Source organism: Curtobacterium sp. LFS079 (assembly GCF_047977865.1).
Lineage (GTDB): Bacteria > Actinomycetota > Actinomycetes > Actinomycetales > Micrococcaceae > Arthrobacter.
Genome location: NZ_JBFPFO010000009.1, coordinates 137,535 through 158,771, shown reverse-complemented (window position 1 = coordinate 158,771; position 21,237 = coordinate 137,535). Strand labels below are relative to the sequence as shown.

Below are 21,237 nucleotides of genomic sequence, written 5' to 3'. Positions count from 1 at the left end.
CTCGTACGCTACTTCGCTGCCGCACGCTCCGCAGCAGGCACCGAAGAAGAACACCACCACCTCCCCCCAGGCAGCACCCTGGACGACCTGCTCACAGCACTGCTCGCCGTCGAACGCGCAACTCCCCCCGCCGGCACACCACCCCTGGCACGCATCCTCACCCGCAGCAGCTTCCTCCGCAACGAAACCGCCGTCCGCGACCGCTCCATGACGCTCGGCACGGACGACACCATCGACATCCTCCCGCCCTTCGCCGGCGGATAGCCGCCGTCAGGCTTTCCGGAAACGGGCACTCAGGAAGCGGGTGAACTCCGGCGCGGTTCCCAGACGGAGGCTGCCGCTGTGGACCAGTTCGCCGCCGTCGATCCGGAAGCTGTGGCGTGAGGTGCCGCGCGGGCTGTGCCGTTCGAGGGTGAGGGTGCCGCCGTGCCAGTGGCCGCGGGCGGGGGCTTCCGGTGGTTTGCCGATGCTGTCTACGTAGTACCAAAGGGTGTCGCCGTGGTCCGGGTCCACAGTGAACACCCCGTGGCCTTCGAAATGCGAACCGTCCGCTTCCAGGTGCCGGTAGCTTTGCACCACGGCGTGGCCGCCCGCGGCTTTCGTGAAAACCACTTCGGCATTGACCGTGCGGGCCGGACCGGACGGTGACGCGGCCAGCTCCGCGCTCCCCCGCCACCGGCCGAGGAACGCCTCAAGGGATTCAGCTGCGGACACGAGCCGCTGATCGCGCATGATGCCTCCGGCCCCATCTTCTGCCTGCCCGCCGGACATGTCCAGCGTTACCGGCCGCTGAGCGAACGGCTCCGCGGCGCGCTTAGAGGCCGAAGGTCTCCGTCTCCTCGAAGGGCCCCACCACGGTGACGGTGCGGGGCGAGGCAGCCAGTTCACGGGCCAGTTCCTGGACCTCGGCGGCGGTGACGGCCTTGATCCTGCGCAGGGTCTCGTCGATGTCCTGGAACTCGCCGGACACCAGTTCGGCCCGGCCCAGGCGCGACATCCGCGAGCCCGTGTCTTCCAGGGCGAGGACGATTCCGCCGCTCAGCTGGCCTACGGCCTTGCTCAGTTCCTCATCGGTGATGCCGTCGGCGGCGAGCTTGTCCAGCTCGGCGCCCAACAGGTTCAGGACCTGCTTGACCTTCGACGGCGTGCAGCCGGCGTACATGCCGAAGTAGCCGGCGTCGGCGTAGGAGGAGGCAAAGGAGTAGGTGGAGTAGACGAGGCCGCGCTTCTCCCGGATTTCCTGGAACAGCCGCGAGGACATGCCGCCGCCCAGCACGGCATTCAGCACGCTCATCACGAAGCGGCGCTCGTCGGTGGCCACCAGCGAGGGGCAGCCCATGATGATGTTGGCCTGTTCCACCGGGCGCTTGACCACGTGCAGCCCTGCGGTTCCGGTGATTGACGCCCGTTCGGTGGAGCGGCGTTCCACCGGGGCGGCGCCTTCGCGCAGTTCCCACCCGGCGGCGCGCAGCGCCTCGGTCACGAGGCTGCAGACGACGTCGTGGTCCAGTCCGCCGGCCGCGGTGATGACCAGTTCGTCGGGCCGGTAGTAGCGCCGGTAGTGTTCCCAGACCGAGTCGCGGGAGACGCCCTTGATGGCCGCGGGTGTTCCGCCGATCGGCCGCCCCAGGGGGTGCACGCCGAGCACCGCGGCCACGAACTTCTCATGGGCGACGTCCGTGGGGTCGTCGCTGTCCATGGCGATTTCCTCGAGGATGACGTCGCGTTCCTGCTCCAGCTCGGCCGGGTCCAGGACGGCGCCGGTGATCATGTCCGCGATGACATCGATGGCCATGGGCAGGTCCGAGTCGAGGACGCGGGCGAAATAGCAGGTGCTTTCCTTGGCCGTGGCCGCGTTGGATTCGCCGCCCACCTCGTCGAACGCAGAGGCGATCTCCAGGGCGGTGCGGCGCTTGGTGCCCTTGAACAGCAGGTGTTCCAGGAAGTGGGTGGAGCCGTGCTGCCCGTCGGCCTCGTCACGGGAGCCCACGCCCACCCAGAAGCCGATGGTTGCCGAGCGCTGCCCGGGCATGGCTTCGGTCAGTACCCGCACACCGCCGGGCAACACCGAGCGCCGGACGACGGAGCCGCCTTCGGCGCCGTGGATCAGTTCGCCTCCGGGCAGGGTCTGCTGAAGCGGGAGAGGTACGACAGTCATCAAAGCCTTTCGGTTTGCGGGCGGGCCCCGATCTGGCTGCCATGCTAGCAGCGGACGGTGCCTCTTCCGCGTGGTCCGGAGTTTCGCTTCCGGTTAAAAGCGGCGCGGGGCCGGTGGACGTGCCACCGGCCCCGCGGCCTGTGCCGGGATTGCCTACTCGGCGGATTCCCCGGCGGGAGCTTCCTCGGCAGCTGCGCCTTCTTCCTCGGCCACGACCGGGGAGAGGGAGAGCTTGCCGCGGTCATCGATCTTGGTGATTTCCACCTGGACCTTCTGGCCGACGGAGACGACGTCCTCGACGTTGTCTACGCGCTTGCCGTTGGCCAGCTTGCGCAGCTCGGAGATGTGCAGCAGGCCGTCCTTGCCCGGGGTCAGGGAGACGAAGGCGCCGAAGGTGGTGGTCTTGACGACCGTGCCCAGGTAGCGCTCACCGATTTCCGGGACCTGCGGGTTGGCGATGGCGTTGATCGCGGAACGTGCTGCTTCGGCAGACGGACCGTTGGTGGCGCCGATGTAGACGGTGCCGTCGTCCTCGATGGAGATATCGGCGCCGGTGTCTTCCTGGATCTGGTTGATCATCTTGCCCTTGGGGCCGATGACCTCGCCGATCTTGTCCACGGGGATCTTGACGGCGATGACGCGCGGCGCGAACTCGGAGAGCTCGTCCGGGGTGTCGATCGCGGCGTTGATGACGTCCAGGATGTGCAGGCGGGCTTCGCGGGCCTGCTTCAGGGCGGCTGCCAGGACCGAGGCCGGGATGCCGTCGAGCTTGGTGTCCAGCTGGATGGCCGTGACGAACTCGGAGGTACCGGCGACCTTGAAGTCCATGTCACCGAAGGCATCTTCGGCGCCAAGGATGTCGGTCAGGGCGGCGTAGCGGGTCTGGCCGTCGACCTCGTCGGAGACCAGGCCCATGGCGATGCCGGCAACGGCGGCCTTCAGCGGCACACCGGCGTTGAGCAGCGACAGCGTGGAGGCACAGACGGAACCCATCGACGTCGAACCGTTGGAGCCGAGGGCCTCGGACACCTGGCGGATCGCGTAGGGGAATTCCTCGCGGCTCGGCAGCACCGGAACCAGGGCGCGCTCGGCGAGTGCACCATGGCCGATTTCGCGGCGCTTCGGGGAACCGACACGGCCGGTCTCGCCGGTGGAGTACGGCGGGAAGTTGTAGTTGTGCATGTAGCGCTTGGTCTTCTCCGGCGACAGGGAGTCGATCTGCTGCTCCATCTTGAGCATGTTCAGCGTGGTGACACCCATGATCTGGGTTTCGCCGCGCTCGAAGATCGCGGAGCCGTGAACGCGGGGCAGGACCTCGACCTCGGCGGTGAGCTGGCGGATGTCCGTCAGGCCACGGCCGTCGATGCGGACCTGGTCCTTGAGGATGCGCTGGCGCACAACCTGCTTGGTGACCGAACGGAAAGCAGCGGAGAGCTCCTTCTCGCGGCCTTCGAAGCCACCGGCGAGGGCACCCAGGACCTCGTCCTTGAGCTCGTCGGAAGCGTTGTCGCGCTCCTGCTTGTCGGCGATCTGGAAGACAGCGGCCAGCTTTTCGGCGGCAGCGGACTCCACGGCGGCGTAGACGTCGTCCTGGTAGTCCAGGAAGACCGGGAACTCGACCGTGGGCTTTGCCGCGCGGGCGGCCAGGTCTGCCTGGGCCTCGCACAGTGCCTTGATGAACGGCTTGGCAGCCTCAAGACCCTCGGAAACAACCTCTTCGGTGGGGGCGGTGGCGCCCTGTTCCTTGATGAGGTTCCAGGAGTTGTCAGTGGCTTCGGCTTCGACCATCATGATCGCCACGTCGTCACCGGCGATGCGGCCGGCAACCACCATGTCGAACACGGCGTTCTCGAGCTGGGAGTGCTTCGGGAAGGCAACCCACTGGCTGCCCTGCTCGTCGGCGATGAGGGCAACGCGGACGCCGCCGATCGGGCCGGAGAACGGCAGGCCGGAGAGCTGGGTGGAGATCGAGGAGGCGTTGATGGCCACGACGTCGTAGAGCTCGTCCGGGTTGATCGCCAGGACGGTGACGACGATCTGGACCTCGTTGCGCAGGCCCTTGACGAAGGCCGGGCGCAGCGGGCGGTCCATGAGGCGGCAGGCCAGGATCGCTTCGGTGGACGGGCGGCCTTCGCGGCGGAAGAACGAGCCCGGGATGCGGCCGGCGGCGTACATGCGCTCTTCGACGTCCACGGTCAGCGGGAAGAAGTCGAAGCCTTCACGCGGGGACTTGCCGGCGGTGGTGGCGGACAGCAGGGCGGTGTCGTCGTCGATGTAGACCATCGCGGCGCCGGCGGCCTGCTTGGCAAGGCGGCCGGTTTCGAAGCGGATGACACGCTTGCCGAAGCGGCCGTTGTCGATGATGGCTTCGGAGAACTGGATTTCGGGACCCTCCATTGAGAGTCACCTCCGTTTCTTGATAGCGGAAGTCCGCCGCATCAACCCAGGCCGGTCTGTTCCGAGCCTGTACGACACCCGGTCATCGATCGAGACCCTCGGGCTCCGCCGTCGGACTGGACGGACGTTCCCGGGGATCACTACCGAGGACCGCGAATGCGCGATGCGGTTGATTTCCTTGGATGTAGTTTTGCGTGAAGAGGGCGGCCCGTTCCCTGGGGATCGGGCCGCCCGAAGTCAAACTAGCGGCGCAGGCCGAGACGCTCGATGAGCGAACGGTAGCGGGCGATGTCAACGTTCTTCAGGTAGGTCAGCATGCGCTTGCGACGACCGACCAGGGCGAGCAGGCCGCGCTGGGTGTGGAAGTCGTGCTTGTGCTCCTTCATGTGCTCAGTCAGATCCTTGATCCGCTGAGTCAGGACAGCAATCTGGACCTCGGGCGAACCGGTATCGCCTTCGGAGGTTGCGTATTCCTTGATGATGGACTGCTTGACAGCGGCTTCAAGTGCCACATGAACTCCTAGAGTTGTGCCGTGCGTCCCGAGTCAGCGCCTCGCTGCCGGGTTGCTGGGTGGCGGTGGCCGCACACGCAACAGGTCCAGCCGCCACGGACTGCAGCCGAACCATCGACCAGTTTACCGGCAGCGCGCCGGAGTTGTCGAAACGCCCGAGTTGCCCGAACCGGCCGGGCTAGCGGCCGATTTCGGTGCGCACCGCGAAGAGCTCCGGGAAGAACGTCAGTTCCAAGGCTTTCTGCAGGAAGGCCACGCCGCTGGAGCCGCCGGTTCCGGTCTTCATGCCGATGGTCCGCTGGACCGTGCGCAGGTGGCGGAAGCGCCACAGCTGGAAGTTGTCTTCCAGGTCCACCAATTCCTCGCAGGCCTCGTAGGCGCCCCAGTTGTCCTGAGCGTTCTCGTAGATGTACTTGAACAGCGGAACCAGTTCCGGGGCGAATTCGTGGGCCTGGGTGACGTCGCGTTCCAGCACGGAGGCAGGCACCTCGAAGCCCTGCCGGTCCAGGTAGGCCAGGAATTCGTCGTAGATGCTCGGGGCGTGCAGGAGCTCCTCCAGCATGGCCCTGGACTCCGGCTCGGAATCGAACACGGGAAGCATCTTGGCGTTCTTGTTGCCGAGCGCGAACTCCACCGCACGGTACTGGGCGGACTGGAAACCGGAGGAGTTTCCCAGGAAGCCGCGGAACTGGGAGTATTCCGTGGGGGTGAGGGTGGCCAGGACGGACCACTGCTCGGTGAGGGTCTTCTGGATGTGCTTGACCCGCGCGATCCCCTTGAGCGCGGCGCCGAGGTCGTCGTGGCGGAGCCAGGCGGCGGCGCTGCGGAGCTCATGGAGCACCAGTTTGAGCCACAGTTCGGTGGTCTGGTGCTGAATGATGAACAGCAGCTCGTCGTGGTGCTCGGGGTTGCTGACCGGCTGCTGCGCGCTCAGCAGCACCGGCAGTTGCAGGTAGGAGCCGTAGCTCATCCGGGTGCTGAAGTCCCGGACGATCGCATCCTCAAGCTGGCGGGTGTTCTTCTCGACGCTCATTTTGCAGGCCCTCCAAACAGGATGCCGTGCGCCTGGATGACGTCCAGGCGCATCTGCTCCACGAGCGCTTCCGGTCCGCGGTAGGCGACCATGCCGCGCAGCCGCGCGGTGAATTCGACGACGACGGTCTGGCCGTACAGGTCGAAGGCTTCCACGGCTTCTTCCGGGCGGTCGATCACGTGCGCCTCGACCTGCCGGCTCACGCCGTCGAAGGTGGGGTTGGACCCGACTGAGATGGCGGCCGGCCAGCGGGTGCCGGCGGCGTCGAGCAGCCAGCCGGCATAGATGCCATCGGCCGGAACATAGCCCGTGGCGTCGTGCGCCAGGTTGGCGGTGGGGAAGCCCAGGGCGCGGCCGCGTGCGGCCCCGTGCACCACTTCGCCGCGCATCCGGTGCGGCCTGCCGAGCACCGCGGTGGCGGTGGTGACGTCGCCTTCGGCAAGGGCTTCGCGCACCCAGGTGGAGGAACAGCGGCGGCCGGTGTCGCCGTCGTGCGGGCTGTCGTCTTCCTCGTCGAGCGGGGCTCCGCCGGCACCGTACTCGTTGACCACGGTGACGCCGAAGCCCAGGACCTTGCCCAGTTCCTGCATGGTGGTCACGTCGCCGGAGTTGCCGGCGCCGAAGCGGAGGTCATGGCCCACCACGACGTGGGCGGCGTGCAGCCCGTCCACCAGCACCCCGCGGGCGAATTCCTCGGGGGTCAGGCCGGCGAGGTCCAGGTTGTACTTCATGACAAGGACGGCGTCGACGCCGGTCTCCGCGAGGGCGTCCAGCTTGTCCTGCAGGCCCATCAGGAGTTCCGGTGCCGATTCGGGGCGGTGGACCTGGGCCGGGTGCGGGTCGAAGGTGACGACGACGGAGCGGTTGCCGCGCTGGGTGGCGGTGCTCAGGAGGTGCGCGAGGACCTCCTGGTGCCCGCGGTGTACGCCGTCAAAGTTTCCGATGGTAACGACACTGGGGCCGAAGTCTCCGGGGACTTCGCTGGGATCGTTCCAGATGTGGACCATCAACCTCGCCTTTTTGCTGCTGTTCAGCCAATCACTGGCTGCTCACTACGACCGGCGGCCTGGTCCGGCGCCGGAACTCTCTAAGGGTACCCGTTCAGTTACTGCGCGTTCGCCGAAGGTGCATCCGCTTTGCCGGGCCGGCGCTTGTTCAGCCACAGCAGGCCAAGGACCGGCAGGATCAACGGCACGAAGCCGTAGCCGCGGCCGAAGAGGGACCAGACGGTGTCGTGCGGGAAGGCCACGGGGTCGAACAGGCTGAAGGCGCCCACCACGAGCACGCCCACCAGTTCCACGAGCACGGCGGCCAGGGACACCTTGAACCAGGTGCGGCCGGGCTTGGCGAGCGAAACGGTGGCCACCAGGTACACGACTGCGGCGAAGGCCGAGAGGATATGTGCCAGCGGCGCCTCGGCGAACTTCGTGGCGATCTGGTAGCCGGCGCGGGCCGTCGCGGAGATCGCGAACACCGCGTAGACGGCGATCAGCAGCCGCCCGGGGCCGGTGTTGCGGGTATCCCGGCTGTTTCCTGCCCGGTTCTTCTTCGACTTGGTCTCTGTGGACACCTTCGGTGCTTCTTTCATGTCAGTACCAGATCTGGTTCATGCGGGCGGCCATCACCAGCGCGGTGACGCCGACGGCGGCGAGGACGAAGTTGCTCCAGCGGGTCCGTTCCAGGATGGACCAGTACACGGCGCCCAGCGGGAGCATGAGGGCGGTGGCGAGGTAGCCCCAGAACTCCCAGGCCTCCCCGGCGATCCGTTCCCCCGCGATCACCCGGATGATGGAGCCCACCAGGTAGACCAGCAGGACGAGTTCGACGGCGGCCACCGAGAGGATGGTGATGTCGTTCGGGGCCTTCTTCATCAGGCCCGCCACGAGGCAGGTAACGCTGGAGATGAGGCCGACAACCAGTACCGCGTAGAAGTATCCGTCCACGCTCAGCCGGCCGCCTTTTCGTTGCCGGGCTTCTCATTACCGGGCTTCTCATTACCGGGCGCGAAGACGAGGACCGGCTTGGCGTGGTTGCCGGCGTCGGCCAGCAGCGCCACGAGCTCGCCGGACGGGGCGAAGGCGGCTACGGGGTTGTCGGCGGTGGCCGCGTCCGGGGTCCCGGCGGCCGGCCCGGCAGCGATGCGGCGGCCGTAGGAGATCTCGGTGCTTTCGGCTTCGCTCAACTCGCGGCTGGGCATGAGGGCGCGGGCGGCAGCGGACATCTCCAGGATGTCCAGGTCCTCCGCGAGTTCCTCCAGGGTGCGGGCCTGCTCGAGGGTGTAGGGGCCCACCTTGGTGCGGCGCAGTGCGGTGAGGTGGCCGCCGACGCCGAGCGCCCCGCCAAGGTCGCGCGCCAGGGCCCGGATGTACGTCCCGGAGGAGCAGTCGACTTCGACGTCGACGTCAACGACGCGGCCGCCGTCGACCCTGCGGATGTCCAGCACGTCGAAGCGGTGGATGGTGACCGGCCGCGCGGCGAGCTTCACTTCTTCGCCCGAGCGGACACGGGCGTATGAGCGTTCGCCGTTGACCTTGATGGCGCTGACGCTGCTGGGAACCTGCTGGATGTCGCCGCGCAGGGCCGCGACTCCGGCGTTGATGCCTGCCTCATCGACGGCCGCGGCGCTGTGCACAGCGGTGACTTCACCTTCGGCGTCGTCGGTGATGGTGGCTTCGCCGAGGCGGATGGTGGCGGAGTAGCTCTTGGTGGTGCCGACGATGAAGCTCAGCAGCCGGGTGGCCTTGTTGATGCCCAGGACCAGGACGCCGGTGGCCATGGGATCCAGGGTTCCGGCGTGGCCGACTTTCCGGGTACCGGCCAGCCTCCGCATCCGTCCAACCACGTCGTGGCTGGTCCATCCCTGCGGTTTGTCGACAATCACCAGTCCAGAAAGCACGCTTCCCAGTATATCCGCGCAGGACACGGCAAGTCCGCGCCAGGAACGTTCCGGCGGAACGGTTGCTAGTACTCCGTGCGCTGCTCGTTGTGGCGCCAGGCGTCGAAAGGCGACTCCGCGCCGTCGACCTCTGCGTGCTGCACGGGCAGAAGTTCCGGGCGGCCGCCGTCGAAATACTCGTAGAACACGGCGTCGTCGAACCCGGCGCGGGCTGCACCGTGCCGGTCCGCGGCGAAGTAGACGCGCTCGATCCTGCCCCACAGCGCGGCGGACAGGCACAGCGGGCAGGGTTCACAGCTGGCGTAGAGGACGGCGCCGCTGAGGTCGAAGGTGCCGCTGGCGGCGGCTGCGCGGCGGATGGCCACCACTTCGGCGTGCGCGGTGGGGTCGTTGTCGCGGGTGACCCGGTTGCTGCCTTCGTGGACGGTTCCGTCGGCGGTGACCACGACGGCGCCGAACGGCCCGCCGCCGTCGCCGACGTTCTGCACGGCGAGCCGGATGGCGTGTTCCAGATAGCGTCCGGGATCAGGGTCCGCAGTCATGTTCCGATCTTAGCCAGCACCGGCTCCATTTGGATGCAGAAAAAGCCGGACCCGCCGCGGCTGTTCCAAGGCGGGTCGGGCGTTGCCGCGGCGTGAAGGTCAGCGGCCGTTGTCCTCGTCGATGTCCTCATCGTCCCGGAGGTCGATGTCCTCTTCGTCGAAGTCGTCCTCGTCGATGTCTTCATCGCGGGGCGCGTCGCTCTTGTAGGGGTCGGCGTCGCCGGCGTGCTTGGCACCGGCGGCGAGGGCGGCCACCTCGGCGTCGCGCTGCTTGGCGGTGCGCAGCAGTTCCTCCAGGTTGGAGGCGTTGACGGGCACCATGTCCGGGACGAACTCGAGGGTCGGGGTCAGGCGCACGGTGATGTTCCGGCCTACCTCCTGCCGGAGCACGCCCTTGGCCTTCTCCAGTGCCCGCGCAGCATCGGCGTGGGCGACTTCGTCGCCGAAGACGGTGTAGTACACGGTGGCATGCTGGAGATCGTTGGTGACCCGGGCATCCGTAATGGTGATGGCGCCCACCCGCGGATCCTTGACCCGCCGGCCCAACGCCTCGGCAACAACAACCTTAATCCGCTGCGCCAATTTCGCAGCACGTGCCGGATCAGCCATTTCCACTCCTAAGAAAATCTGGGGTACGACGGCGACGGCGGCTGACGTACATAAGTTCTGAAAGATGCCACCCGCCTCAGGCGAGTCTATGACGGACCGCCGGCGCCAAGCCGCGTAGGCGGCAAGGGGCCCGGGAGTGGCATCGGGCCTGTCTGAGCCGGAAGGCTCACGATCGCAGATCGTGAGCCTTCCGGCGAAGGGGCGGGACCCCCTTGCCGCCGAAGCGGCAGGTGAGGCGCCCCAGCCATTGGACTTACTTAGACGCGCGGCTTCTCGCGCATCTCGAAGGTCTCAATGATGTCGCCTTCGGCGATGTCGTTGAAGGACCCCAGGCCGATACCACACTCGAAGTCCGTGCGGACCTCGGTGGCGTCGTCCTTGAAGCGCTTGAGCGTTTCAACCGTGAGGTTCTCACCGATGACCTTGCCGTCGCGGGATACGCGCGCCTTGGTGTTACGGCGGATGATGCCCGAGCGGACGATCGAGCCGGCGATGTTTCCGAACTTGGAGGAACGGAAGACTTCGCGGACCTCGGCGGTGCCCAGCTGGAATTCTTCGTATTCCGGCTTGAGCATGCCCTTGAGTGCGAGCTCGATGTCGTCGATCGCCGAGTAGATGACCGAGTAGAAGCGCATGTCGACGCCTTCACGGTCGGCCAGTTCGGCCACGCGCTCAGCGGGCTTGACGTTGAAGCCGATGATGATGGCGTTGTCCACGGTGGCGAGGTTGACGTCGTTCTGCGTGATGGCACCCACACCGCGGTGGATGACGCGCAGCTGCACGTCTTCGTCGCCCACATCGATCTTGAGCAGGGCGTCTTCGAGGGCTTCCACGGCACCGGAAACGTCACCCTTGAGGATGAGGTTGAGGGTGTCGATCTTGCCTTCGGCCACGGCCTTGTCGAAGTCTTCGAGGCTGATGCGCTTGCGGCGCTTGGCCAGTGCGGCGTTGCGGTCGGCTGCTTCACGCTTTTCGGCGATCTGGCGGGCCGTTCGCTCGTCCGGGGTCACCAGGAAGGTGTCACCGGCGCGCGGCACGTTGGACAGGCCGAGGACCTGGACCGGGCGGGACGGCAGTGCGATGTCCAGGGCGTTGCCGTCCTCGTCGAACATTGCACGGACGCGGCCGTGGGCGGTGCCGGCAACGATGGTGTCGCCGACGGCCAGGGTACCGGACTGCACCAGGACGGTGGCCACGGAACCGCGGCCCTTGTCCAGGTTGGCTTCGATCGCGATACCGCGTGCGTCCTTGTCCGGGTTGGCACGCAGGTCCAGCGCGGCGTCCGCGGTGAGCAGGACGGCGTCGATCAGTTCGTCAATGTTGATGTTCTGGCGGGCAGAGACCTCAACGAACATGGTGTCGCCACCGTATTCTTCGGGAACCAGGCCGTACTCGGTGAGCTGGCCCTTGACCTTGTCCGGGTTGGCGCCTTCCTTGTCCATCTTGTTGACGGCGACGACGATCGGCACGTTGGCAGCCTGGGCGTGGTTGAGCGCTTCAACCGTCTGCGGCATGACGCCGTCATCGGCTGCGACCACCAGGATGGCGATGTCGGTGACCTTCGCACCACGGGCACGCATGGCGGTGAACGCCTCGTGACCCGGGGTGTCGATGAAGGTGATGTCGCGCATGGCACCTTCGTGCTCGTGGCTGATCTGGTAGGCACCGATGTGCTGGGTGATGCCGCCGTGCTCGCCTGCCACCACGTTCGTCTTCCGGATGGCATCCAGAAGGCGGGTCTTACCGTGGTCGACGTGGCCCATGACAGTGACAACCGGCGGGCGTGCTTCGAGGACGTCGTCGCCTTCTGCTTCCAGTTCGGCATCGAGGTCGATGTCGAAGGAATCCAGCAGCTCGCGCTCTTCGTCTTCGGGGGAAACGACCTGGACCTTGTAGCCCAGTTCCTCACCCAGCAGTGCGAAGGTGTCCTCGTCGAGGGACTGCGTGGCGGTGGCCATTTCACCGAGGTGGAACAGCACGGTCACCAGTGCAGCGGGGTTTGCCTCGATCTTGTCGGCGAAGTCCGTGATGGAGGAACCGCGGCGGAGGCGGACAATCGTGTTGCCGTCGCCGCGGGGTACCGATACGCCGCCCAGGGACGGAGCACTCATCTGCTCCAGTTCCTGGCGCTTTGCACGCTTCGACTTGCGCTGCTTGCCACGGCCTGCGCCGCCCTTGCCGAAGGCACCCTGGGTGCCGCCGCGGCCGCGGCCGCCCTTGCCGAAGCCGCCGCCCGCGGGAGCTCCACCGCCGCCGGTGCCGGGAGCACCGCCCGGACGGCCGGGGCCGCCGGGACGACCGGGACCGCCCGGACGGCCTGCGCCGCCAGGAGCCGGACGTTCGGTGCGGTTGGGCATCATGCCCGGAGTCGGGCGAGGGCCGCCGGGACGCGGTGCGCCAGGGCGCGGAGCACCCGGACGCGGTGCACCGGGGCGGGGTCCGCCTGCACCGGCTGCCGGGCGGGGACCGCCGGCGCCGGCTGCGGCAGGACGCGGACCACCGGGGCGTTCGCCTTCGGTGCGGCCGCCGGGACGCGGCATGCCCTGTGAGGTTGCAAAGGGGTTGTTGCCCGGGCGCGGAGCACGCTCGCCTTCACCACGGCCGCGGGGCATGCCCTGGGACGTCGCGAAGGGGTTGTTGCCCGGACGGGGGCCGCCGGGGCGCGGAGCCTGGCCCTGACGTGCCGGGGCCGGAGCTTCGCTGCGCGGTGCCGGACGGGCACCGGGCTTGGCGGAAACGGGGTTTGCCTGCGCCGAAGCTGCAGGGGCCGGAGCGGCAGCTGCTGCAGGCGCGGGAGCCTTGGGTGCGGCCGGGCCGGGAACCGGACCGGGGCGCGAGGCAGCGGGGGCTGCCTGTGCATCCGAGGAGGCCTGCGCAGCGGCCGGGGCCTTCGGGGCGGCCGGAGCCTGGGGCGCAGCCGGGGCGTCTGCCTTGACAGCACCCGCACCCGGGTAGGCATTGCGAAGCTTCCGCACAACGGGAGCCTCGATGGTAGAGGAAGCGGAACGGACGAATTCGCCCAGTTCCTGCAGTTTGGTCACTGCTTCCTTGGAGGTGATTCCGAGCTCTTTCGCGAGCTCGTGGACGCGGTACTTGGCCACTTTTCTCCTGTCTCGGTCCGCACCGAGCCAGGCACGAACCGTCTACTTCTTACTGCGGGCCTCCGCCGCGGATGCAGCTGAAAGGCCCTGTGCAGAGCGCAACAAAGTTGTCATCGTTGCGTACTCATCGCTGGGAACTCATCGGGTTTCCATCAGTTTTCTGACCCGCTTTCAGGTTTGGACGGTTGTTCCGCGGGGGCCGGAGCCTCCGCGGGTGGCATGCCTGCGAGGTAGCGTTCGACGGCGGCCGTGTCACTCGCGCCCGCGAGGGCACGGGCGAAGGCGCGCCGTTTGGTTGCCAGCATCAGGCAGTTGCCGCTGGGGTGCAGCCACGCACCCCGGCCAGCCATCCGGCGTCGTACATCCACCAGGACGACGGGTGACCCGCCGCCTTCGGCGACAAGCCGGATCAGCTCATTCCGGGCTCCGTGTTTCCGGCATCCGATGCAGGTCCGCACGGGCTGGTGCCCGCTCGAAAGGGGTGCGGCCACTGGGTGTTCAACCATCCTCAGTGCCCTGACCCATCCTTCTACGTTCCTGTTTCCCGGCACACTGCGCCGAGGAAAACGGATACCGGACGCAAGCCCGGCTTCATCCAGTCTAGTCCCCCGGATGCCCGGCCACCGAATCCGCACACAGCACGGCCAGGGACACCGGGGGCAGCCGGCTGCCGCCTAGTTGCCCTGGCCCTGCGCGGCGTCGGAGACGATATCGATGCGCCAGCCGGTCAGCTTGGCCGCGAGGCGGGCGTTCTGCCCTTCCTTGCCGATCGCGAGCGACAGCTGGTAGTCCGGGACCACCACGCGGGCTGAGCGGGTGGACTCGTCGATGATGGTGACGGAATTCACACGCGACGGCGACAGCGAATTGGCGATGAAGGTTGCCGGATCCTCGCTGAAGTCGACGATGTCGATCTTCTCGTCATTCAGTTCGGTCATGACGGCGCGCACGCGGGAACCCATTTCGCCGATGCACGCACCCTTGGCGTTGATGCCGGCGGCGTTGGCCTTGACGGCCATCTTGGTCCGGTGCCCGGCTTCACGGGCCAGGGCCACGATCTCGACCGAACGGTCCGCGATCTCCGGCACTTCCAGTTCGAACAGCTTCCGGACCAGGCCCGGGTGCGAACGGGAGAGGGTGATCGAGGGACCCTTGGCGCCGCGGTGCACATCCACGACGTAGGCGCGCAGGCGGCTGCCGTGGGTGTACTTCTCGCCGGGGACCTGCTCGGGCGGCGGCAGCAGGGCCTCGACGGTGCCGAGGTTGACCTGGATCATGTGCGGGTTGTTGCCCTGCTGGATCAGGCCCGCCACCAGCTCGCCTTCGCGGCCCTTGAATTCGCCCAGGACGTTGTCGTCCTCGACGTCGCGCAGGCGCTGCAGGATGATCTGGCGCGCGGTGCTGGCAGCGATCCGGCCGAAACCGTCCGGGGTGTCCTCGAACTCGCCGACCGCTTCGCCGTCGTCGTTGAACTCCGTGGCCCAGATGGTCACGTGGCCGCTCCTGCGGTCCAGTTCGGCGCGGGCCTTTTCGTAGGCGCCCGGCGTCTTGTGGTACGCCACCAGGAGCGCCTGCTCGATGGTGGGGATCAGGAGGTCCAGCGGGATTTCGCGCTCACGCTCCAGAAGTCTCAGCGCGCTCATGTCAATATCCATCAGGCCTCCTCGGAAGGTCCATCGTGTTCGTCTACCAGCCCGGCCTCGTCGAGGTGGCTGAATTCAATTTCGACTTTTCCATTCCGGATCTTGTCGAAGGGAAGTTTGACGGGGTCGCCCTGCTTGGGCTTCATCCCCTTCTTGACCTCGAGCTCCGGGATCAGGGTCACGCCGTCGTCGTCGACGGACTGGATCCTTCCGGTGAGGTTTTCGCCCTGGATGACGTTGACCTTGACCATCCGGCCGCGTGCGCGGTGCCAGTGGCGGGGTTCGGTCAGCGGGCGGGAGACCCCGGGCGAGGAGACTTCGAGGTCGTAGGGCCGGCCGTCGTCGTGGGGATCGTTGTCCAGCACGTCGGACAGGGCCCGGGAGATTTCGGCGATGACATCAAGGCTCACCCCGCCGGTTTCCTCCTGCGGGAGGTCGATCACCACCTGGACCGTACGGTGCGAACCGGCCACCTGGACGCTGACGTCCTCGAGGTACAGCCGGCTGGCCTGGACCACAGGTTCGAGCAGTGCCTTGAGCCTGCTTTCTTCGGGGTTGCTGGCGGCTGCCGCCTGCGCTCCAGCCTGGTCTGTTGAAGTCCTGGCTTCCGAATGACTCACTGGCCAGCCGCCTCCCGTTCGATGTTGTTGTGAGTACTAGGGTATCGAGTTTCACGGCGAGGTGGTGCACCCCGGTTCCGCCGACAGCCCCCGCACGTGACACCATGGACTGTTGTGAATGACGAGACGACGGAAAATCCGGAGCACCCTGCGGAAAAACACGGGACCCCCCGCTGGGTGACGGCCCTGCTTGTGTCGTTGCTCGCAGTCCTCGTTGTGGGCACCGGGACGGTGCTGCTGCCGGCCGATGACGGGCCGGCCCCGGAGCCGCCGTTTTCCGGGACCGCCAAGGCTGCCGCCTATGCGGAGACGCGCGCACTGCTGGCGGACGCGGCCGCCGCCGGCAGCCAGCCGGCCACGGTGACCCTGCTGGAAACGCAGGCACGTGCGTTGCTTGCCCCCGCACCGGCCTCGGCGTCCGCCGCTGTTTCGTTCCCGTCCGCTGCCCCGCTGACCAAGGCGGACTTCCTCGCCGCGCTTTCCCGCAGCGCCGCGCAGCGCCTGGCCGACGCCGGAAAGAGCGACGGCGGAACAGCCCGCCTGCTTGCCGCCGTCGGAACAGCGCAATTGCTTGAGTCCGCTCGGCTCGCCGGGGCCTGGGGGCTGCCGGCACCGGCCGGACCTTCCCTGGCCCTTCCGACGGCGGTCTCCTCCCCTACCGTCCTGCCCACCTGCGCTGCCGGCGGGGGAACTGCGGCGGCAGCTGCTGCGGCCGGACAAGCGGACCCGGCGGATGACGGCGACGCGCTGGCCGCCGTCGTGAGCGCCGAACAGAAGGCCGTCTACCTTTACCAGGTGGCCCGCACACGGCTGGACGGAACCGCGGCCGGGGCAGCCGCCGCGGATCTCTCCCGCCACCAGGACCTTCTCCGTGAAGCAGAAGCCCTGACGCGGCAGCACTGCACCGAGTCTCCGCCGCGGGAAGCCGGGTATCGTTTGCCTGCCGGACTCGCGTCCCATGCCGCTGCGGCGCTCGCCGAACAGGAGTCGGCAGCCCTCCCGGCATACGGTGAACTCCTGGCACTTTCCGACGGTGCGACCCGGCGGTGGGCGATGGCCGGATTGCTTGAGGGAGCCCGGCGGATGGAATCCTGGGGCACCTTGCCCGGAGCCTTGCCGGGTCTCTCCGTCGAACCCGCAGCCCTGCCCGAACTGCCGGAAAGCTCCTCTGCCGCTCCCGTTCCGTAGGCCAGCCTTGCTTGGCTGGCGCCGGCCGCCGCGGAGTGCTTGGCTTGAGCCATGGCTTCCACCGAAAAGGCTGCGCGCCACGACAACGAACCACATGAGAATGACCTCGCCAGGCGGCTGAACTGGCTGCGAGCCGGTGTGCTCGGCGCAAACGACGGGATTGTCTCGGTGGCGGCGATCGTGGTGGGTGTGGCCGGTGCCACGACGAATACCGGTGCCATCCTCGCGGCCGGCGCGGCGGGCGCGCTGGGCGGCGCGGTGTCCATGGCCCTGGGCGAGTACGTCTCCGTCAGCAGTCAGAGCGACAGCCAGAGGGCCCTGATCGAGAAGGAACGCCGGGAGCTCCAGGAACAGCCCGAGGAGGAACTGGCCGAACTCGCCGCCATTTACGAGGCCAAGGGTTTGAGTTCCGGCACCGCCTGGACCGTGGCGAAGGAGCTGACGGCGCACGACGCCCTCGCCGCCCACCTCTCCGCCGAGCTGAACATCGACGAGGACGGCATCGTGAGCCCGTGGCACGCTGCGTTTGCGTCCGCGGTCGCCTTCACCCTGGGCGCGCTGCTTCCTTTGCTTTCGATCCTGCTTCCGCCGCCGGCGCTGCGGGTGCCGCTGACCTTCGCCTCGGTGCTGCTGGCGCTGGCGTTGACCGGCGCGCTGGGCGCGTGGATCGGCGGCAGCTCCAGGATCCGCGCCGGCGTCCGCGTGGTAATAGGCGGGGCCCTGGCGTTGGCGGCGACGTTCAGCCTCGGCAGCCTGCTGGGTTCCAGCGGGATCATCTGAGGCGCGGCATTGGTTTCGGGATTTCCGCGCACCATTTGCCATTTTCGGCCGGAATAAGCGGGCGGAAGCGGCCAGAATTGGCAATTGGCCCTCACCGCTCGGCTTGACTAAGGAGTCCAGCCGCGTTCAAGGAGAGCCTTTCGAACCCTCGTCACTGCACGTGGCACATCGTGTGCATCCCGGATGTCCAGATCCAATTGCGTTAGCCGGACCACGCGCCAACCTGCTTCCAAAGCGTTCTCGTCGCGGCTGATATCGCTGCGGCGTTGGGCAGGCGTGGCATGGTGGCCGCCGTCGTACTGGATGGCGATCTTGAACTCCCCGTAGGACATATCCGGATCCTGCACCCAGCCGCCTGTCCCGTCGAAGATCGGCAGGTTGATTTCCGGTTCCGGAAGCCCATGCCGGATGAGCAGGAGCCGCACTTCGGTCTCTTTGGGAGAGTCGGTCCCGGTGCGCATCCGGTCTCTGGCAAGTACGGCCTTCCGGTAACCGGGTGCGCCTTTCCGTGTTTCCAAGTACGCGTCAAGCCCTTGTGTCGTGGCCAATGGATTGCTCCGCCGGAACAGATGGTCTCCAGCGATAACGAGGTCCTCTTCGCCCAGGATCAGTGCAAGGTCGAACCAGGTCCGCAGCGGCGAAGTACACGCAAGCAAGCGTCCCTGGGTGACTTCGTCAGGGCGCAGCTGTGCCTGGTGGCCCGCCACTCCCCGCCGCCGGACCGCCCTGTTTCCGGCCTGGCGGGTGAGGTGGATGATCGTGTGATCCTGCAGCGTGAGCGGTAGGGGGAATCCCCACAACGCAGCCGCGGTGGTGTGCGACGCTATCGCTCCCGCGGCTGTGGTGAGCGCCCGCACGCGCTCGAGAAGAGTGTTATCGGTCCCCAGGGATTGGCGCACTCCATGGCACGGCGACATGAGATCCGCGGCCCTGGTGCGCCGCCTTGTCAGCCCCGCTTCAATCCCTTCGGCGACCGTAAACGGAGTGCCCATGAGCTTCTCCGGCAGGGGCCTCGCAGTGCGCATGAAGAGAGTCTGAATCCCAGTGCCGGCCCGCACTGACTTATCCACAGGATCGCATCGTTGTGCAGGGGAAGTCGGAGGCAGGTTCCCGGTGCCGTTTGCCGTTTTCGGCCGGAATGCGCGTTCCAAAGCGACCACAATCGGCAAACGGGCGCTAACGAGGCCAGGGAGGCGGTGGAGGGCCCACGCCGCCCGGGTTCCCTGGCCGAGGAACGAGGCCAGGGAGGCGGTGGGGATAGGCTGACGGGTATGAGCAGCCACATTCCCGTGCCGGCCGATCTGCGGGCCCGCTATTCGCGTACAGCGGAGGGCAGGGCGTGGCTTGCCGCGCTTCCCGGCTACCTCGACGCGGGCATGGAACGCTGGCGGCTCACCGCGGATCTTCCCGCCGGGGCGGAGCCTTGGAACGGTCACGGCGGAATCGTGGTGCCGGTGCTCCGGGACGGGGTGGCGGCAGTGCTCAAGGTCGCGTTTCCGCACCCCGAAGCCTTGCCCGAAAGCCATGCCCTGGCGCTGTGGGACGGGCGTGGCGCGGTCCGCATGCTCGAAGCGGACCAGGATTCCTGTTCCATGCTCCTGGAGCGGCTCGACGCCGCCCGCTGGCTGCAGGATGCCCCGTTGGACCACGCCCGCGATGCGTGGGGATCGGTGATGCGCGAACTCAGCATCGACGCCTGCGACGGCCCGGGCTGGGAAGAGTTCGAGCACGCGGCGGCGAAGGCCGAGCGCTGGAGCGATGAGCTTCCGGCCGACTGGGAACAGCTGGGCAGGCCGTTCCCCCGCTGGCTCCTGGAGGCTGCCTTGGAGGTGTGCCAAACCCGCGGCGCCGTGGGCCGGCGGGCGGGCAAGGACGTACTGGTCCATGCCGACTTGCACTTCATGAATATCCTGCCGATCCCGGGGTCCGGTGACCTTCCCGACGCCGGCAGCTACCGTGCCATCGATCCGCAGCCGGTGATCGGCGAGGCCGAGTTCGGGGTTGCCCCCGTGCTGTGGAACCGGATTGCCGAGCTGCCGCAGTCCTCCCCCGAACTGGCGCTGCTGGAGCGCTGCAACGACTTCAGCAACGCGGCGGGGCTGGACCCGGAAACGGCACGGCAATGGAGCCTCACCCGGGAGGTGGAGAACGCGCTGTGGTACGCGGCGAAGCCCGGACACGACGGCGACCTGGCCCGTTCCCTGTGGGTTGCCAGCACTTTGGCAGGGCGGACCTTGGAAGGCCTGCCCGCTGCCCACGAACTACCGGCCCCGGGTGGCGCCGCCCTTAGCTAGGCTGCGAGCCAGGCCGTTGCGGCCAGCGCGTCCTTGATCGTCTCGACGGCGGTGTCCAGGTCATCGCTGTCGGTGGACCAGTTGCTCACCGAGACCCTGAGGATGTCCCTGCCGTGCCAGCGGGAGCCGGACATCCACACCCTGCCGTCGGCCATGATGTATTCGGTCACTGCCCGTGTGCGGGCGTCGCTGCCGAAGGCCAGGGACAGCTGTGTGTAGACGACGTCGTTGAGCACCTCGACGCCGGGCACGTCGGTGAGCCGGGCCGCCAGTTCGGCCGCGCAGGCCGCACGCCCGGCAACCAGGGAGCGGACGCCGTCGGCCCCCAGGGCGCGCAACGCGGCCCAGACCGGAACCCCGCGGGCACGGCGGGACAGCTCCGGGGACTTTTCCATCGGATCCCCCGGCCCGTGGCTGTCCTGCGGCAGGTACTCTGCGTGCATGCCAATGGCGGGGCGCAGGGCGGCGACGTCGCGCACCACCACGATCCCGGCGTCGTACGGGGCGTTCAGGGTCTTGTGGGCGTCGGTCCCCCAGGAATCGGCCAGCGCCACCCCGTCCCAAAGCTGCCGCAGCTCCGGCACGGCCGCCGCCCAGAGCCCGAAGGCGCCGTCCACGTGGACCCACGCTCCGTGCTCCTTCGCGGCGGCTATGGCCTCGGTGAACGGATCGAAGGCGCCGGAATGGAGGTTCCCGGCCTGCAGGCACACGATCGCGGGACCGTTTCCCGACTCGAGCGCGCGGCGCAGCGCCGGCGCCTCGATCCTGCCCTGGGCGTCCGCCGGCACCAGCTCCGGTGCGCCGAGTCCGAGGAAGCGCAGCGCCATGTCCAGGCTCTCGTGGCGTTCGGCCCCGGCCAGGACCCGCAGGGCCGGAGCGCCGTTGAGCCCCTTGGCATTCACATCCCAGCCGGCGGCCTCCAGCTGGCGCCAGCGGGCCGCCGCCAAGGCGGTGAAGTTGGCCATGCTCGCCCCGGTGGTGAACCCGACGTCGGAATCTTCCGGGAGCCCGAGGAGCTCCAGCAGCCATTGGCCTGCGGCTTGTTCGATCCCGGCCGTCGCGGGAGTGGCAAATCGCAGCCCGGTGTTCTGGTCCCAGGCGGAGACGAGCCAGTCCGCTGCCATGGCCGAGGGCAGGGTGCCGCCGATCACCCAACCGAAGAAGCGTCCGGACTGCATGGCCATGAGGCCGGGCTCGGCGTTCCGGGCCAGGAAGTCGATGAGCTTCTCCGGGTCCATGCCCTCCGCCGGCAGGGGTCCGCCGAACGTCGAGCTGATCTCTTCCGCCGTCACCGAAGGCCTGACTGCCCGCGCGGGCAACGCCTCCAACCACGCCCTGGCGTGCTCCGCCGCGCGCCCGAGAACCCGCTCATATTCACCGGAATCGGCCCACATGGGAGCATGCTACGCCTGTGCGCTGCGGGAAGACATGGCTTCCTGTCAGTGCCCCGTCGTAGGGTACGGA

The 21,237-nt window shown here is 67.9% G+C and carries 21 protein-coding genes; 4 read left to right on the top strand and 17 right to left on the bottom strand.

Features of this window, described 5'->3' with window-relative positions; all coding sequences use genetic code 11:
* The coding region (locus ACNQPB_RS15255) for a MoaD/ThiS family protein (RefSeq protein ID WP_498753081.1) at positions 1 to 264 on the top strand (264 nt) is incomplete at its 5' end.
* 6 nt (positions 265 to 270) lie between these two features.
* Here the strand turns inward: ACNQPB_RS15255 and ACNQPB_RS15250 are convergent.
* The 15 genes from ACNQPB_RS15250 to rimP all read right to left on the bottom strand — a co-directional run bounded on the left by ACNQPB_RS15250 (position 271) and on the right by rimP (position 15,511).
* The gene (locus ACNQPB_RS15250; protein ID WP_498753079.1) at positions 271 to 732 is read right to left on the bottom strand and encodes a DUF1579 domain-containing protein; all 462 of its coding nucleotides are present in this window, start codon (positions 730 to 732) and stop codon (positions 271 to 273) included.
* An 82-nt stretch (positions 733 to 814) separates the two neighbouring features.
* Positions 815 to 2,158, bottom strand: a complete 1,344-nt coding sequence (locus tag ACNQPB_RS15245) for a M16 family metallopeptidase (protein WP_498753077.1) — start codon at positions 2,156 to 2,158, stop codon at positions 815 to 817.
* Positions 2,159 to 2,311: 153 nt separating this feature from the next.
* The gene (locus tag ACNQPB_RS15240; protein WP_498753075.1) at positions 2,312 to 4,555 is read right to left on the bottom strand and encodes a polyribonucleotide nucleotidyltransferase; all 2,244 of its coding nucleotides are present in this window, start codon (positions 4,553 to 4,555) and stop codon (positions 2,312 to 2,314) included.
* Between the two features lie 242 nt (positions 4,556 to 4,797).
* Positions 4,798 to 5,067 carry a 30S ribosomal protein S15 gene (gene rpsO / locus ACNQPB_RS15235; protein WP_498753074.1) on the bottom strand — a complete coding sequence of 90 codons (270 nt, stop codon included), beginning with the start codon at positions 5,065 to 5,067 and terminating at the stop codon, positions 4,798 to 4,800.
* A 178-nt stretch (positions 5,068 to 5,245) separates the two neighbouring features.
* Positions 5,246 to 6,100 (bottom strand): tryptophan 2,3-dioxygenase, encoded by an 855-nt coding sequence (kynA, locus tag ACNQPB_RS15230; RefSeq protein ID WP_498753072.1) that lies wholly within the window; start codon positions 6,098 to 6,100, stop codon positions 5,246 to 5,248.
* On the bottom strand, positions 6,097 to 7,107 hold the full coding sequence (locus ACNQPB_RS15225) for a bifunctional riboflavin kinase/FAD synthetase (RefSeq protein WP_498753071.1): 1,011 nt from the start codon (positions 7,105 to 7,107) through the stop codon (positions 6,097 to 6,099). The genes kynA and ACNQPB_RS15225 overlap by 4 nt, the downstream gene beginning before the upstream one ends.
* A 98-nt stretch (positions 7,108 to 7,205) precedes the next feature.
* The gene (locus ACNQPB_RS15220; RefSeq protein WP_498753069.1) at positions 7,206 to 7,688 is read right to left on the bottom strand and encodes a hypothetical protein; all 483 of its coding nucleotides are present in this window, start codon (positions 7,686 to 7,688) and stop codon (positions 7,206 to 7,208) included.
* A gap of 1 nt (position 7,689) precedes the next feature.
* Positions 7,690 to 8,043 carry a hypothetical protein gene (locus ACNQPB_RS15215; RefSeq protein WP_498753067.1) on the bottom strand — a complete coding sequence of 118 codons (354 nt, stop codon included), beginning with the start codon at positions 8,041 to 8,043 and terminating at the stop codon, positions 7,690 to 7,692.
* Between the two features lie 2 nt (positions 8,044 to 8,045).
* Positions 8,046 to 8,996: a tRNA pseudouridine(55) synthase TruB gene (gene truB, locus ACNQPB_RS15210; RefSeq protein WP_498753065.1), complete on the bottom strand. Its 951-nt coding sequence runs from the start codon at positions 8,994 to 8,996 to the stop codon at positions 8,046 to 8,048.
* Positions 8,997 to 9,061: 65 nt separating this feature from the next.
* On the bottom strand, positions 9,062 to 9,538 hold the full coding sequence (locus ACNQPB_RS15205) for a nucleoside deaminase (protein ID WP_498753063.1): 477 nt from the start codon (positions 9,536 to 9,538) through the stop codon (positions 9,062 to 9,064).
* Between the two features lie 99 nt (positions 9,539 to 9,637).
* A complete protein-coding gene (rbfA, locus tag ACNQPB_RS15200) occupies positions 9,638 to 10,147 on the bottom strand; it encodes a 30S ribosome-binding factor RbfA (protein ID WP_498753061.1) in 510 nt (169 codons plus the stop codon).
* A gap of 257 nt (positions 10,148 to 10,404) precedes the next feature.
* Positions 10,405 to 13,248, bottom strand: a complete 2,844-nt coding sequence (infB, locus tag ACNQPB_RS15195) for a translation initiation factor IF-2 (RefSeq protein ID WP_498753059.1) — start codon at positions 13,246 to 13,248, stop codon at positions 10,405 to 10,407.
* Positions 13,249 to 13,400: 152 nt separating this feature from the next.
* The gene (locus ACNQPB_RS15190; protein WP_498753057.1) at positions 13,401 to 13,754 is read right to left on the bottom strand and encodes a YlxR family protein; all 354 of its coding nucleotides are present in this window, start codon (positions 13,752 to 13,754) and stop codon (positions 13,401 to 13,403) included.
* A gap of 168 nt (positions 13,755 to 13,922) precedes the next feature.
* Positions 13,923 to 14,903 (bottom strand): transcription termination factor NusA, encoded by a 981-nt coding sequence (gene nusA / locus ACNQPB_RS15185; RefSeq protein WP_498753056.1) that lies wholly within the window; start codon positions 14,901 to 14,903, stop codon positions 13,923 to 13,925.
* Entirely contained in the window at positions 14,903 to 15,511 is a 609-nt protein-coding gene (rimP, locus tag ACNQPB_RS15180) for a ribosome maturation factor RimP (RefSeq protein ID WP_498753054.1), read from the bottom strand. Before rimP ends, nusA begins: the two co-directional genes overlap by 1 nt.
* Before the next feature lie 114 nt (positions 15,512 to 15,625).
* On the opposite strand from rimP, the gene ACNQPB_RS15175 reads away from it, so the two are divergent.
* Together ACNQPB_RS15175 and ACNQPB_RS15170 are read left to right on the top strand one after the other, a co-directional pair.
* Positions 15,626 to 16,699 (top strand): DUF4439 domain-containing protein, encoded by a 1,074-nt coding sequence (locus ACNQPB_RS15175; RefSeq protein ID WP_498753052.1) that lies wholly within the window; start codon positions 15,626 to 15,628, stop codon positions 16,697 to 16,699.
* Positions 16,700 to 16,750: 51 nt separating this feature from the next.
* Positions 16,751 to 17,479: a VIT1/CCC1 transporter family protein gene (locus ACNQPB_RS15170; RefSeq protein WP_498753050.1), complete on the top strand. Its 729-nt coding sequence runs from the start codon at positions 16,751 to 16,753 to the stop codon at positions 17,477 to 17,479.
* A 107-nt stretch (positions 17,480 to 17,586) separates the two neighbouring features.
* On the opposite strand, the gene ACNQPB_RS15165 is transcribed toward ACNQPB_RS15170, so the two are convergent.
* Positions 17,587 to 18,504: a putative endonuclease domain-containing protein gene (locus tag ACNQPB_RS15165; protein WP_498753048.1), complete on the bottom strand. Its 918-nt coding sequence runs from the start codon at positions 18,502 to 18,504 to the stop codon at positions 17,587 to 17,589.
* A 246-nt stretch (positions 18,505 to 18,750) separates the two neighbouring features.
* Between ACNQPB_RS15165 and ACNQPB_RS15160 the strand changes: the two genes are divergently transcribed.
* Entirely contained in the window at positions 18,751 to 19,773 is a 1,023-nt protein-coding gene (locus tag ACNQPB_RS15160) for an aminoglycoside phosphotransferase family protein (RefSeq protein ID WP_498753046.1), read from the top strand.
* On the opposite strand, the gene ACNQPB_RS15155 is transcribed toward ACNQPB_RS15160, so the two are convergent.
* The gene (locus ACNQPB_RS15155) at positions 19,770 to 21,167 is read right to left on the bottom strand and encodes a pyridoxal phosphate-dependent decarboxylase family protein (protein ID WP_498753044.1); all 1,398 of its coding nucleotides are present in this window, start codon (positions 21,165 to 21,167) and stop codon (positions 19,770 to 19,772) included. The genes ACNQPB_RS15160 and ACNQPB_RS15155 overlap by 4 nt on opposite strands.
* Between the last annotated feature and the right edge of the window lie 70 nt (positions 21,168 to 21,237).